We start from the raw sequence: 13076 nt of genomic DNA, 5'->3' as shown, positions 1-13076 counted from the left end.
CAGAAAGCGACAGAACGCCACGGGCCCGGCACTCTCACGAGTGCCGGGCCCGTGGCGTTCACACACCGTGTGCGCAATGGGCTCGCATATGCCTCTCGCACACGCTCCCGCCGCGCCCACCAGGCGAGTTGACTTTCGGTGCGCATCAGGGGGATGGACGACTACAGAAAGGAGCGGATCCCGTGATCGCCGATCCCGACCATCCCGTGGTCCCGGAAGAACTCGCTGAGTTACGGCGCAACCTGGATGTGGGCCTGGCCCGCGTCGACGGACGGCTTGCGCTGCTCACCCAGCACGACGAACAGAGCGTCAGGAACCAGGAGGCCCTGATCACTCGGGTCACCGCCCTGGAGAACACCCGCTGGCCGCTGCCCGCCATCGTCGCGCTCGCGGCGGTCGGAGCACTCGCCGTATCGATCTGGCAGGCGCTCGGCCGCTAGCGGGGCCATGCCGCTAGCGCCCGTCCTGACCGAGGCGCAAGTGGTGCAGGAGGAGCAGGGCCGCGGCCATGTTGGCGGCCGGAACCTCGCCGCGGGCCACCATGTCGGGGACCAGCTTGAGCGGGACCCACTCGCGGCGGTCCGACTCGAAGTCGTCTTCGGGGTGGCCGATGTACGTCCCTTCGTCGGACCAGTAGATGTGGTGCTTGGCGTCGGTGAGCCCGTTCGAGGGCTCGACGCTCATCAGGTGCCGCAGCGGTCCCGGCCGCCAGCCGGTCTCCTCCTCCATCTCCCGTGCCGCCGCGTACGCGATGTCCTCGCCGTCCTCTACGACGCCCGCCGCGAGTTCCCAGCCCCAGCTGTCCGTGATGAAGCGGTGCCGCCACAGCAGCAGCACCTCGTTGGCGTCGTTGACGACGGTGGCCACGGCGACGGGCCGCAGCCGTATCAGGAAGTGATCGAGGTGCCGGCCGTCGGGCAACTCGACATCTGCGAGATTGACCGTGAACCATCGATTTCCATACACAGTTTGTTCGCTCTGTTTCGTCCACTGCACGGTTCTGCCACCTTCCGCCGGGTAGATGGCAATATCGCAGCAGCAGAGTGTTCGGAGCAGCGTGTGCGCACAGCGCCGGATGGCCTCCGGAGCACCCCCCGTGAAACAGAACGCGCGCCGACCTACAGCGGAACGCGCAGGGCGCCGTCGATGAGTTCGGCCGCCTCGGCCGTGCCGGCGCAGTCGCTGCGTACGAGATGTTCGCGCACCGCGCGCAGCCGGTCGCGCAGCCGCTGCGACTCCATCCCCCGTGCCTGTTCTGCCATTTCCACCGCCGTGGCCACCGCCTCGTCGGTGTTTCCCTGGCGCAGTTCGATCTGGCTGAGCATCGCGAGGCGGTGCACCCGGCCCCGGTCGTGCGCCGGGGTGTCCACGGCCGCCGCGGCGTGTTCGCGCGCCCCGGTCAGGTCGCCGAGGCTCAGAAGTGCCTCCGCCACTTGTACGTTGACCAGGCCCGGCTGGACATAGCCGGTCTCGTCCGGCTCCCGGCCGCGGCTGATCCGGTCGGCCGCGGCCTCGGCACGCCGGATGCAGGACAGCGCGCTGCTGCCGTCGCCCAGGTGCGCGTACGCCTTGGCCTGCATCGCGTACAGGTCGGAGGCGAGGGCGGGGGTGATGTCGCGGCCCGCGGCGCGCAGGGCGGCCTCCGCGAAGGCGACGGCCTGGCGGTACTCGCGCATGAACAGCGACTGGTTGACGAGCAGGGCGATGACATAGGCGCCGAGTCCCCTGTCCCCGCTGGCCTTGGCGAGCCGCAGCGCCTGGTGGAAGTAGCGCTGGGCGAGGCCGTGGGCGTCCGAGTCATAGGCGCAGATCCCCGCGATGGCCACCAACCCGCCGGTGGAACGGTGCAGTTGGCGCCCGGTCGCGTCCGTGTAGCTGCCCCGGAGCAGCGGCGCCACCTCGGAGTTGAGGAAGCCGACGATCCGGCTGCGCGTCGCGATGCCCCCTGTCTTGCGGTACATCTGCTCGTAGTGGGCGCGGGCCGCCCGCATCATGTCGATGTCGGCCGTGCTGACGGGGTGGCGCCCGCCGCGCGACACGTCCACGTCCTCCGGCGGGTTCTCCCACTCCCATACGGGCATCACGGCGGGCGTTCCGGTGACCGCGGGCGCGCCCAGGAGGTGCGGCCGCTGCTGCTGGTCCGAGCGCCACAGGGCGGTGGCCCGCTCCACGAAGCCGGAGAGCGTGGAGGAGGCGGCGGCGCCGAAGCGGGCGGCCGGCACGCCGGGCACGCCGAGGCCGATGTCATCGAGGGTGACGGGGCGTTGGAGACGGGCGGCGAGCACTTCGCAGATGAGATCGGGGACTTGGCCGCGCGGCCGCTGCCCCTTCAGCCAGCGGGCGACGGCCGTGTGTTCGTACCTCAGCGCGAGACCTCTGGCCTTGCCGGCGTGGTTGACGTGGGCGGCGAGGCCCGCGTGGGAGATTCCGGCTTCGTCGAGTATCGCGTCGAGCAGGGTGTTGGGCTGCATGGTGCCCTCCGATGGCTCGGTCCGGCCAGCCTAGTTGAGGTGGCTTCACACGGGGTGTGAACGGAATGCCCGCATCCGGTGAGTGCACGCGCTGTCGCGGCTGGGGCGCGATCGGTTGACTGAGGTGCCTCACAAGGAGGCCGGCGGGGCCGTCGGCTCCCCCCTCGAAGTGCGCGGCGGCCCACTCTGGCGCCGCCCGTGCCCGCCGGTCTGCCCGACACTCCACGGCGGGACGGGCGGCGCGCGCCGGTCGGGCCCGGAGCCCCGGAGTCCGGGATCCCTCAACTCAGCGTGCGGGCCCGGTGCACGGGCTCGGAGTGCTGCACGGGTACGCGTCTGCGCTCGTTGCGCAGCACCAGGAGCGCGGCGTCGTCGGTGGGCAACTTGCCGGTGTGGCGCAGCAGTTCGGCGTAGACCGAGCGGATCAGCGACTCCGGCGCCGTCGACTGGCCGCGCACCGCTTCGGTGAGCGCGCTCTGCAGCGGGAAGAACCGGCCGTCCGCGTCGCGCGCGTCCTCGATCCCGTCCGTGTGCAGCACCAGGGTCTCGCCCGGCAGCAGCGGACCGCAGGGCAGCACCGGCAGCTCGGCGGGGAGCGGGAAGGGCCCGAGCGGCGGCAGCGGTTCCCCGCCGGGGAGCTGCTCGGCCCGGCTGCCCAGGCGGTACGGCCAGGGGTGACCGCAGTTCAGCGCGGACACCTCGCCGTCCGCGCCGATCTCCAGGAGCAGGACCGTCACGAACTCCTCGCCCAGCGGGCAGTCGGAGACCACACCGCCGCCCGCCGGGTGCTCCGCGCGGGAGCGCTCCCTCAGGTGACGCGCCAGGGCCCGCTCCAACCGGCGCAGCACCAGCGGCAGTTCGGGTTCGTCGTGGGCGGCCTCGCGGAAGGAGCCGAGCACGGCGGCGACGGTGGCGATGGCGGCGAGACCGTGCCCGCGCACATCGCCCATGATCACCCGCACCCCGTGGTCGGTGGCCACGACCTCGTAGAGATCGCCGCCGACGGAGGCGCCGTCCGACGCGGAGAGCCGGCCGGCCGCGATGCCGAGGCCCTCGATGCGCGGCGGCAGCGGACGGAGCAAGGTGTTCTGTGCGGCGCCCGCGACCTCGCGCAGCTGCCGCAACTCCCGCTGCAGCGCCCGCCGTACGTGCAGTATCAGGCCGGTGCCGACGACGAAGAAGACCGCGCTGGTGACGATGCGTGCCCCCAGGCCGTTCTGCTGGGCCAGCGGGCAGGCGAGCTTGTAGGTGATCGCGAACGCGCCCCAGACCGTGGGGAGCCCGAGGGTGAGCGCCCGCCGGGCCCGCTTCGGTTCGATACGGGGGATACGGGAGACCCTGGTGGTGATCTTCCTCCGGAACCGGGCCCGGTGCCTCGCCCGGTGAGGAGAGCGAGGCTTGATACGGATCATGCCGATGGCCCCCCTAGGCCCTGTTCAGCGAGCAGTCCGGCCGCTATTGGCCGGATTGATTCTGTCGACCACCTGGACCGATCGGGCCAGAGAGGCCGCACTTGTCACTCAAACGAGTGAGGGACGTACCCGATGGTCCAGGTACGTCCCTCTTCAATCCCGTCTGCACGGGGGCGCGTTGACTACGCCGGGTGACTATGCCCCGCGCAGCACCGCCCCGGTCACCTCGGCCGCGCGCGCCACGGCGGCGTCCCGGGCCGCGGTCGCCTCGTCGACGGTCAGCGTCCGGTCGTCGGCGCGGAAGCGCAGCGCGTACGCGAGCGACTTCTTGCCCGCGCCGAGCTGCTCGCCCTCGAAGACGTCGAACAGGCGGATGGACTCGAGGAGTTCACCGGCGCCGTCGCGCAGGTACGCCTCGACCACGGCGGCCGGGACCTCCTGGTCGACGACGAGCGCGACGTCCTGCGTGGCCACCGGGAAGGTGGAGATGTGCGGGGCCTTGACGGTCCCTTCCCCGGCCTCGCCGAGCAGGTCGAGGTCGAGCTCCATCGCGCAGGTGCGGGCCGGGAGCCCGAACGCCTTGGTGACGCGCGGGTGCAGCTCGCCCGCGTGCCCGATGGTGACCAGGTTGCCCTGCTCGCCCTCCGGGCCCTCGGCGCTCTCCAGGAACACCCGCAGCTCGGCGCAGCGGCCCGGGTGCCAGGGGCCGTACTGCCCCTGCTGGACGATGAGTTCAGCGCCGGCCTCGCGGGCCACCAGCCGGGCCGCCTCGACGGCGTCCGCCCAGTCGGCCGGGCGGCCCTTGCCCCACCAGCCGGCCTGCTCGCGGGCGCCCGTGAGGACGGCGGCGAGGTGCCGGGGCTGCTCGGGCAGCGCGGCGTCGAGGCCCGCGATCTCCTCGTCCGTGGGACGGCGGTCGACCGGGAGGCTCGCGGCGACGAGCTGCTCCTCGCGAGGGTGGAAGACCAGGCCCGTCTCGAAGAGCGCCAGGTCGTGGCTGCCGCGGCCCTCGTTGCGGCGGACCGCGGTGAGCAGGCCCGGCAGCAGCGACGTGCGGAGCGCGGGCTCCTCGTCGTTGAGCGGGTTGGCGAGCTTCACCACGCGGCGGTTGGTGTCGTCCGCCTCCAGGCCCAGCTGGTCGAAGACCTGCTCGCCGACGAACGGGTAGTTGAGCGCCTCCACGTAGCCCGCGGCGGCCAGGGCGCGCCCGGCCCGGCGGTGCAGGCGCTGGCGCTCGGTCAGGCCACGGCCCGCGGGGGGCTTGGGGAGGGTCGACGGGAGGTTCTCGTAGCCCTCCAGGCGGATGACCTCCTCGGCGAGGTCGTTGGGCTCGCCGAGGTCGGGACGCCAGGTGGGCACGGTGACGGTCAGGTCGTCCTGCCCGTACACGTCGCAGCCGACCTGCTGGAGGCGGCGGACGACCGTCTCGCGGCCGTACTCGACTCCGGCGACCTTGTCCGGGTGGTCGGCGGGCATGGCGATCGTGCGCGGCCCGGTGGGCGCGATGACCTCCGTGACCCCGCTGTCCGCGGTGCCGCCCGCGAGCAGCACGAGCAGGTCGACGGTGCGCTGCGCGGCGGCGGCCGCGGCCTGCGGGTCGACGCCGCGCTCGAAGCGCTTGGACGCCTCGGAGGACAGCTTGTGGCGGCGCGCGGTGCGGGCGATGGAGACGGCGTCGAAGTGCGCCGCCTCGACGACGACCTCGCGGGTGCCCTGGAACTCACCCGTCTCGGGGTCCGCCACGGCGTCGGCGATCTCCGTGTTGGCGCCGCCCATCACACCGGCCAGGCCGATGGCGCCGCGCTCGTCGGTGATGACCAGGTCACCGGCGTCGAGGACGCGCTGGGCGCCGTCGAGCGTGGTGAACTTCTCGCCCTGCTCGGCACGGCGGACGCCGATGGTGCCCTCGATGCGCGAGCGGTCGTAGGTGTGCAGGGGCTGGCCGAGCTCCATCATCACGTAGTTGGCGATGTCGACGGCGAGCGAGATCGGGCGCATGCCGACCTTCTGCAGGCGGCGCTGCAGCCAGATCGGGGAGCGCGCCTCGGGCTGCAGGCCCGTGACGGTGCGCGCAGTGAAGCGGTCGCAGCCGCGCGGGTCGCCGATCTGCACGGGGTAGCCGGCGGAGTTGGGCGCGGGCACGTCCAGGAGCGCCGGGTCGCGCAGCGGCAGCCCGTACGCGATGGCGGCCTCGCGGGCGACGCCGCGCATCGACAGGCAGTCGCCGCGGTTGGCGGTGACGGCGATGTCCAGGACCTCGTCGACCAGCTCGAGCAGCTCGATGGCGTCGGTGCCGGCCTCGTGCTCGGGCGGCAGCACGATGATGCCGCCGGAGCCGTCGTCGCCCATGCCCAGCTCGTCGCCGGAGCAGATCATGCCGTGCGAGGTCCTGCCGTACGTCTTGCGCGCGGAGATCGCGAAGTCGCCGGGCAGGACGGCGCCGGGCAGGACCACGACGACCTTGTCGCCGACGGCGAAGTTACGGGCTCCGCAGACGATCTCCTGCGGCTCACCGGTGCCGTTGGCCTGGCCGACGTCGACGGTGCAGAAGCGGATCGGCTTCTTGAAGCCCTCCAGCTCCTCGATGGTCAGGACCTTGCCGACGACGAGCGGACCCTTGAGGCCCGCGCCGAGCTGCTCGACGGTCTCGACCTCGAGACCTGCCGATACGAGCTTGGCCTGCACATCGCGGCCGGTCTCGGTGGCGGGGAGATCGACATACTCCCGCAGCCAGGAAAGCGGGACCCGCATCAGATCTCCATCCCGAACGGCCGGGTGAACCGTGCGTCACCCTCGACCATGTCTCGCATGTCTTCGACGTTGTGGCGGAACATCAGCATCCGTTCGATGCCGAACCCGAAGGCGAATCCGCTGTACTTCTCGGGGTCCACACCACAGGCGACGAGCACCTTCGGGTTGACCATGCCGCAGCCGCCGAGCTCGATCCAGCCCTCGGAGGAGCAGGTGCGGCAGGGGCGGTCGGGGTTGCCGACGGACTCGCCGCGGCACACGTAGCAGACCATGTCCATCTCGGCGGACGGCTCGGTGAACGGGAAGAAGTTCGGCCGCAGCCGCGTCTCCATGCCCGCGCCGAAGAGCGACTGGACCATGTGGTCCAGGGTGCCCTTGAGGTCGGCCATGGTCAGGCCCTCGTCCACGGCGAGCAGCTCGACCTGGCGGAAGACCGGGCTGTGCGTGGCGTCCAGCTCGTCCGTGCGGTACACGCGGCCCGGGCAGATCACATAGACCGGCGGCTCGCTGCTGAGCATCGAGCGGATCTGCACGGGCGAGGTGTGCGTGCGCAGCACCACGCCGGAGTCCGCGGAGCCGTCCGCACCCTCGACGAAGAAGGTGTCGTGCTCGGTGCGCGCCGGGTGGTCCGGGCCGATGTTGAGGGCGTCGAAGGTGAACCACTCGGCCTCGGCCTCGGGGCCCTCGGCCACCGCGTAGCCCATGGCCACGAAGATGTCCTCGATGCGCTCGGAGAGCGTCGTCAGGGGGTGCCGGGCACCGGCCGCCACGCGGTCGTACGGCAGCGTGACGTCCACCGCCTCCTCGACCAGGACGCGGGCGTCGCGCTCGGCCTCGAGCTCGGCCTGGCGGGCGGCGAGCGCCTTGCTGACGGCGCCGCGGGCCATGCCGACCCGCTTGCCCGCCTCGGCCTTGGCCTGCGGCGGCAGGGCGCCGATCTCGCGGTTGGCGAGCGCCAGGGGCGAGGTGCCGCCGGTGTGGGCGGTCTTCGCCTCCTGGAGCTGGGCGAGGTCACCGGCGGCGGCGAAGGCGGCGAGCGCCTCGTCCCGCATCCGCTCGATCTCTTCCGGTTTCAGTGCCTCGACCTCGACAGGGTCGTACGACTTGTTCGGTGCCGACATCTCTTCCCGTGCTTCCGGTTGGCTTGGCTGATGGTCCCCGTCCACGACTCGGAGACGAATCGTCCACATGAGGGGACGCAAACGTGCCAAAGGACGAGTCTAACGGGGGTGACGCAGGTGACTGAGCCCGCGGGCGGCGCTCGGGCGGATCAGAGCAGATACGCCGGGGTGCCCACGGGCAACGTAAATCGGAACTGGGCGCCGCCGCCGGGCGCGCGGCCGACGGTGATCGAGCCGCCGTGCGCTTCCACGATGCCCTTCACGATGTACAACCCCAGTCCTGTCCCGCCGCGCTTGCTGCCCCGCCAGAAGCGGGTGAAGACGCGGCCCATCGACTCCTCCGGAATCCCGGTGCCCTCGTCGCTCACGGTCACGGCCGTGCCTGCGGGATCCCGCTCGCGCGGGGTGGCCGAGGGCGCCACGTCAATGGTGACCGTTCCCTCCCCGTGGCGCACCGCGTTTTCCAGCAAGTTGCTGAGCACCTGGTCGACCTTGTCGGGGTCGGCCCAGAGGTCGGGCAGGGGCTGCTGCACGCGGACGAGGAAGCGGTCGGCGTCCTGGCCCGCGGCCACGTACGCCTGGACGTGGCGGCCGACGGCGGCGGCGATGTCGACGGGCTGGCGGCGCAGCTCCAGGCGGCCGGAATCGATGCGGGAGATGTCCAGGAGCTCGGCGATGAGGCGGGTGACGCGGTTGGCGTCGGCGTCGACGGTCTCCAGCATCAGCTTCTTCTGGTCGTCCGTGAACCGCTCCCACTTCGCGAGCAGCGTCGCCGTGAAGCCCTTGACGGAGGTCAGCGGGGAGCGCAGCTCATGGGCGACGGTGGCGATCAGCTCGGCGTGGCTGCGCTCGGTGCGGCGGCGGGCCTCGGTGTCGCGCAGGGAGACGACGACGCGGTGGACGGGGCCGGTGGGCGCGGTGCGGAGGTAGCGCGCGGAGACGAGGACCTCACGGCCGCCCGGCAGCAGCAGATTGCGCTCGGGCTGGGCGACCCGGATGGCCAGGCCGCCGTACGGGTCGGTGAGCTGCCACCAGCGGCGGCCTTCGAGGTCCTCCAGGGGCAGCGCGCGCTCCAGCGGGGTGCCGAGGGCGTCGCCCGCGGGCACCGAAGTGATGCGCGTGGCGGCCTTGTTGAAGCAGATCACCCGGCCGTGTTCGTCGGCGACCACGAGGCCGTCGGGCAGCTCGTCCGGGTCGAGGCCGAGGCCGGTGAGGACGGCGGGGGCGTGGCCGGTCACGGGAGGGCGCAGTACGTCCCGCACTCCCGGTGGTCTGCTGGTGCCGACACCCATGTCCCCGTACCCCACCTCTCAGCTCCGGGGGAGCGCCCCCGAGGCCGTCACCCTACTAGCTGGAGGTGACGGAGCGGCACCCTCCCGCCGCGCGCTGTGCACGGGCGGAGGCGTAGAGGCAGACCGCTGCCGCCGTCGCGAGGTTGAGGCTCTCGGCCTTGCCGTGGATCGGAACGCGCACCACGGCGTCGGCGAGTGCGCGGGTCTCCTCCGGGAGCCCCCATGCCTCGTTCCCGAACACCCAGGCGCTGGGCGTGCCCATCGTGCCCCGGTCGAGCTCGGTGTCGAGGTCGTCCTCGCCCGCCCCGTCGGCGGCGAGGATCCGCACACCCGCGTCCTTGAGCCCTTCGACGGCCCGCTCCACGGGCACGCCCACCGCGACGGGCAGATGGAACAGCGAACCCACCGAAGCGCGCACGCACTTGGGGTTGTAGAGGTCCACGGACGCATCGGTCAGCACGACCGCCTCGGCACCGGCGGCGTCGGCGCAGCGCAGCACGGTGCCCGCGTTGCCGGGGTCGCGGACGTGGGCGAGCACGGCGACGAGCTTGGGGCGGGCGGCGAGGATGTCCTCGAAGGGGGTGTCCAGGAACCGGCAGACCCCGACGACTCCCTGCGGCGTCACGGTCGTCGAGATGTCGGCGATGACGTCCTCGGCGGCCAGGTGCACGCGGGCGCCCGCGCTCCGGGCCTCCCCCACGATGTCGGCGTACCGCTCGGCGGCCTCGACGGTGGCGAACAGCTCCACGAGGGTGCCCTGGTGCCCGGCCGCCTCCCGCACGGCCTGCGGCCCCTCGGCGAGAAAGAGCCGCTCCTTCCCCCGGAAGTTCCGCTTGGCGAGCCGCCGGGCGGCGGTGACGCGGGGGGAACGGGGAGAGATCAGTTCGGGGGCGACGGCCATGAACTCACTTTCGGAGGTACGGGGTGGAGAGGGAGCCGGAAGCGCTCGGACCCGCAAGCCCCCCAGGGCTTGCGGGTCCGAGTGAGGGTCAGCGACCCACCGATCAGGCAGCGGCCTTCGGGGCGTTGACGTCAGACGGCAGCGCCTTCTGCGCGACCTCGACGAGCGCGGCGAACGCGTTCTCGTCGTTGACGGCCAGCTCCGCGAGGATCTTGCGGTCCACCTCGATGTTGGCGGCCTTCAGACCCTGGATGAAGCGGTTGTAGGTGATGCCGTTGGCGCGGGCAGCGGCGTTGATGCGCTGGATCCACAGCTGACGGAAGTCGCCCTTGCGCTTCTTGCGGTCGTTGTAGTTGTAGACCAGGGAGTGGGTGACCTGCTCCTTGGCCTTGCGGTACAGGCGCGACCGCTGGCCGCGGTAGCCGCTGGCCTGCTCGAGGATCGCCCGACGCTTCTTGTGCGCGTTGACTGCGCGCTTGACGCGTGCCACTTGTTAACTCCTTGTAGCGGGGCCGTGGTTGGACTCACACGGCCCGAAATCGATTGGGTCCCGGTCCGAGTTCAGGCGCTCATGCGCCCGAAGCTCACTTGCCGAGAAGCTTCTTGATCTTCTTGGCGTCGCCCGGGGCCATCTCGGCGTTGCCGGTGAGGCGACGCGTCAGGCGCGACGACTTGTGCTCGAGCAGGTGGCGCTTGCCGGCGCGCTCACGGAGCACCTTGCCGGAGCCGGTGACCTTGAAGCGCTTGCTGGCACCGCTGTGCGACTTGTTCTTCGGCATAGCGCCGTTCTCTCCTCGTCAGTGGCGCTCCGATGCCCGGTCGTGAAACCGGGCATCCGGGAGCGTCATGTGTATCGGTTGTCGTCCCTGGACTCGCGTCCGGGGATCAGGCTTCGGCAGGGGCCTCGGCGGGAGCCTCGGAGAACTCCTCCTCGGCGGCGTTCTGCGAGCGGCCGGGGTTGGCCTTCGCGTCCGCCTTGCGAGCCGCCTGGGCCTCGCGGGCCTCGGCCATGGCTTCGGTCTTCTTCTTGTGCGGACCGAGAACCATGATCATGTTGCGGCCGTCCTGCTTCGGGTTCGACTCGATGAAGCCGAGGTCCTGGACGTCCTCCGCGAGCCGCTGCAGCAGTCGGTAGCCGAGCTCCGGCCGGGACTGCTCGCGACCACGGAACATGATCGTGATCTTGACCTTGTCGCCCTGCTTGAGGAACCGGACGACGTGACCCTTCTTGGTGTCATAGTCGTGCGGGTCGATCTTCGGCCGGAGCTTCATCTCCTTGATGACCGTGTGCGCCTGGTTCTTGCGCGCCTCACGGGCCTTCATGGCCGACTCGTACTTGAACTTCCCGTAGTCCATGAGCTTGCAGACGGGCGGGCGAGCGTTCGCCGCCACCTCGACCAGGTCGAGGTCGTACTCCTGAGCAAGCTCAAGGGCCTTGGCAAGCGGAACAATCCCGACCTGCTCGCCGCTGGGACCGACAAGTCGCACTTCGGGAACGCGAATCCGGTCGTTGATGCGGGGCTCGGCGCTGATGGATCCTCCTCGGTAGCACCACACGACGGTCTGGCGGACCGCCGCGTACGTCTGTTTCCTGACTACCAACCGCGCCGACGCACAAAAAATGCCCCGGACGGTACACACGGGGGGCTCCAAGGACTACCGGAGCACCGCCACGGTGACCGCGGGGCGCACTTCGGACGGTTCCATCGTCCGTACGGAACGATGGGGACCGTCTGACCGGTGACCCGCCGTCCGTGAGGACGGTCAGGTGGGAGATCGGAGCCTCCACTTGTGGGCCGGTCACGCGGGATGATGTTGCAAGATTCCGTGCGCGTCCGGCCGGTCGTTACACAAGGTTAGCAGCTCCCGCACGTACGGGCTAACCGCCCACCGGGACGGGCCCCCGCAGGTGAGCGCCTATCGTGTGGGGCATGAGTGAGCCTGCACCCCAGACGCCCCGGACACCCGACTTCGACACCATGGCCCGCGACATCGCGGAGGTCCCCGCAGTCGAGGTCATCGTGACCGTCGCGGTGAACCTGATGAGCGCCGCGGCCGTGAAGCTCGGCCTGACCGAGGAGGGCGAGGCCCACAAGGACCTGGACGAGGCCCGCAAGCTGGTGCACGCCCTCGCGGGGCTGCTCGACGCGAGCACGACGGAGATCAGCTCCTTCCACGCGGCGCCGCTGCGGGACGGGCTGAAGTCCCTGCAGCTGGCCTTCCGGGAGGCGTCCCTTGTCCCCGACGAGCCCGGCCAGGGGCCCGGTGAGAAGTACACGGGGGCGCTGTACGGCTAGTTCGTCGACCGCGGGCTGTGGGGGCTGGTCGCGCAGTTCCCCGCGCCCCTGCGGGGCGCTCCCCCTACTCCCGTACGAACAAGGGCTCGCCCGGTGGCGTGGCCTCGGCCGGCAGCAGTGCCAGGTCGAGACCGCGCACCAGGCGGGCCCTCAGCGTTTCGTCGGCCGCGATGCGCCGGGCGACGCGCTGGGCGGCCTCCGCGGGGGCCGCGGCCGGGTCGAGTACGAGGGCCAGGGTGCCGTCTCCCGCGCCGGGGCCGAGGTGGGCGCGGAGGACCGCGGGTTCGGCGGCGACGGCGGTGCGCACGGCCTCGGCGACGGCCGGGTCGGTGAGGGCGTCCGTGCCGGTGCGGCCCTCGGCGAGGGCGAGCAGCGCGCGGTGGTTCAGCTCGTAGGGGACGGGCCCGGCGAGGTCGAGGACGATCGTGTCGGCCTTCTCGTGGGCGGCGGCGGCCAGGGCCTGGTGCAGGGGCACCGCGACGGGGCGGGCAGCCGGGTCCCAGAGGGCGAGCGCCTCGGTGGAGGTGAAGGCGGGCAGGGCGGTCCGCTCCCCCGCCTTCAGGGTGGGCACCGCCATGTCGCTGGTCTTCTCGCGCTTCAGCCCGTTCTCGTCGACCTCGACCTCGCCGAGCACGGCGACGACGGGCACGAGGAGCCGGGCGTCCGCGAGGGCCTCGAGGACCGGGCCGTGCGCGGTGCGGTCCTCGGACCAGGCGGCGAGGGCCGCGCTCAGCCGGGGATCGGCGGAGCCGTCGTCGTTCGAGAAGCCGGGGTCGGGAATGTTCTTGTTCGCCACGGTCCCGACCCTACCGAGCGGCCCGGACCGCCTTC

At 71.7% G+C, this 13076-nt stretch carries 13 protein-coding genes; 2 read left to right on the top strand and 11 right to left on the bottom strand.

All coding sequences use genetic code 11. From position 1 onward, the window contains the following. The first annotated feature begins 182 nt into the window (after positions 1–182). Positions 183–440, top strand: coding sequence for a hypothetical protein (locus tag ACFWYM_RS28260; RefSeq protein WP_384843168.1), 258 nt, complete (start codon positions 183–185; stop codon positions 438–440). Positions 441–453: 13 nt separating this feature from the next. On the opposite strand, the gene ACFWYM_RS28255 is transcribed toward ACFWYM_RS28260, so the two are convergent. The 10 genes from ACFWYM_RS28255 to infC form a co-directional block, all read right to left on the bottom strand. Beyond that, entirely contained in the window at positions 454–996 is a 543-nt protein-coding gene (locus ACFWYM_RS28255; RefSeq protein WP_384843165.1) for an NUDIX hydrolase, read from the bottom strand. A gap of 122 nt (positions 997–1118) precedes the next feature. Continuing rightward, positions 1119–2471, bottom strand: a complete 1353-nt coding sequence (locus tag ACFWYM_RS28250) for a transcriptional regulator (RefSeq protein ID WP_384843162.1) — start codon at positions 2469–2471, stop codon at positions 1119–1121. A 281-nt stretch (positions 2472–2752) separates the two neighbouring features. After that, a complete protein-coding gene (locus ACFWYM_RS28245; protein WP_384843159.1) occupies positions 2753–3883 on the bottom strand; it encodes a PP2C family protein-serine/threonine phosphatase in 1131 nt (376 codons plus the stop codon). Between the two features lie 195 nt (positions 3884–4078). Further along, positions 4079–6634 (bottom strand): phenylalanine--tRNA ligase subunit beta, encoded by a 2556-nt coding sequence (gene pheT, locus ACFWYM_RS28240; RefSeq protein WP_384843156.1) that lies wholly within the window; start codon positions 6632–6634, stop codon positions 4079–4081. Beyond that, the gene (gene pheS, locus ACFWYM_RS28235; RefSeq protein WP_384843153.1) at positions 6634–7755 is read right to left on the bottom strand and encodes a phenylalanine--tRNA ligase subunit alpha; all 1122 of its coding nucleotides are present in this window, start codon (positions 7753–7755) and stop codon (positions 6634–6636) included. Before pheS ends, pheT begins: the two co-directional genes overlap by 1 nt. 149 nt (positions 7756–7904) lie before the next feature. Further along, positions 7905–9047 (bottom strand): ATP-binding protein, encoded by a 1143-nt coding sequence (locus ACFWYM_RS28230; protein WP_384843150.1) that lies wholly within the window; start codon positions 9045–9047, stop codon positions 7905–7907. Positions 9048–9102: 55 nt separating this feature from the next. Next, positions 9103–9948 (bottom strand): TrmH family RNA methyltransferase, encoded by an 846-nt coding sequence (locus tag ACFWYM_RS28225; protein WP_384843147.1) that lies wholly within the window; start codon positions 9946–9948, stop codon positions 9103–9105. Positions 9949–10051: 103 nt separating this feature from the next. Beyond that, positions 10052–10438, bottom strand: a complete 387-nt coding sequence (gene rplT / locus ACFWYM_RS28220) for a 50S ribosomal protein L20 (RefSeq protein ID WP_055699044.1) — start codon at positions 10436–10438, stop codon at positions 10052–10054. 94 nt (positions 10439–10532) lie between these two features. After that, positions 10533–10727, bottom strand: coding sequence for a 50S ribosomal protein L35 (gene rpmI / locus ACFWYM_RS28215; RefSeq protein WP_007829094.1), 195 nt, complete (start codon positions 10725–10727; stop codon positions 10533–10535). A 106-nt stretch (positions 10728–10833) separates the two neighbouring features. Then, positions 10834–11505, bottom strand: coding sequence for a translation initiation factor IF-3 (gene infC / locus ACFWYM_RS28210; RefSeq protein WP_384843450.1), 672 nt, complete (start codon positions 11503–11505; stop codon positions 10834–10836). A gap of 374 nt (positions 11506–11879) precedes the next feature. On the opposite strand from infC, the gene ACFWYM_RS28205 reads away from it, so the two are divergent. Continuing rightward, on the top strand, positions 11880–12245 hold the full coding sequence (locus tag ACFWYM_RS28205) for a DUF1844 domain-containing protein (RefSeq protein WP_384843144.1): 366 nt from the start codon (positions 11880–11882) through the stop codon (positions 12243–12245). A 64-nt stretch (positions 12246–12309) separates the two neighbouring features. Here ACFWYM_RS28205 and ACFWYM_RS28200 read toward each other — a convergent pair whose 3' ends face one another. After that, on the bottom strand, positions 12310–13041 hold the full coding sequence (locus tag ACFWYM_RS28200) for an SseB family protein (protein ID WP_384843140.1): 732 nt from the start codon (positions 13039–13041) through the stop codon (positions 12310–12312). Between the last annotated feature and the right edge of the window lie 35 nt (positions 13042–13076).

The sequence above is a fragment of the Streptomyces sp. NPDC059009 genome (genome assembly GCF_042740175.1).
Classification (GTDB): Bacteria; Actinomycetota; Actinomycetes; order Streptomycetales; family Streptomycetaceae; genus Streptomyces.
Note: the sequence above shows the minus strand (reverse complement) of the source record. Positions and strands in the feature narration are given on the sequence as shown.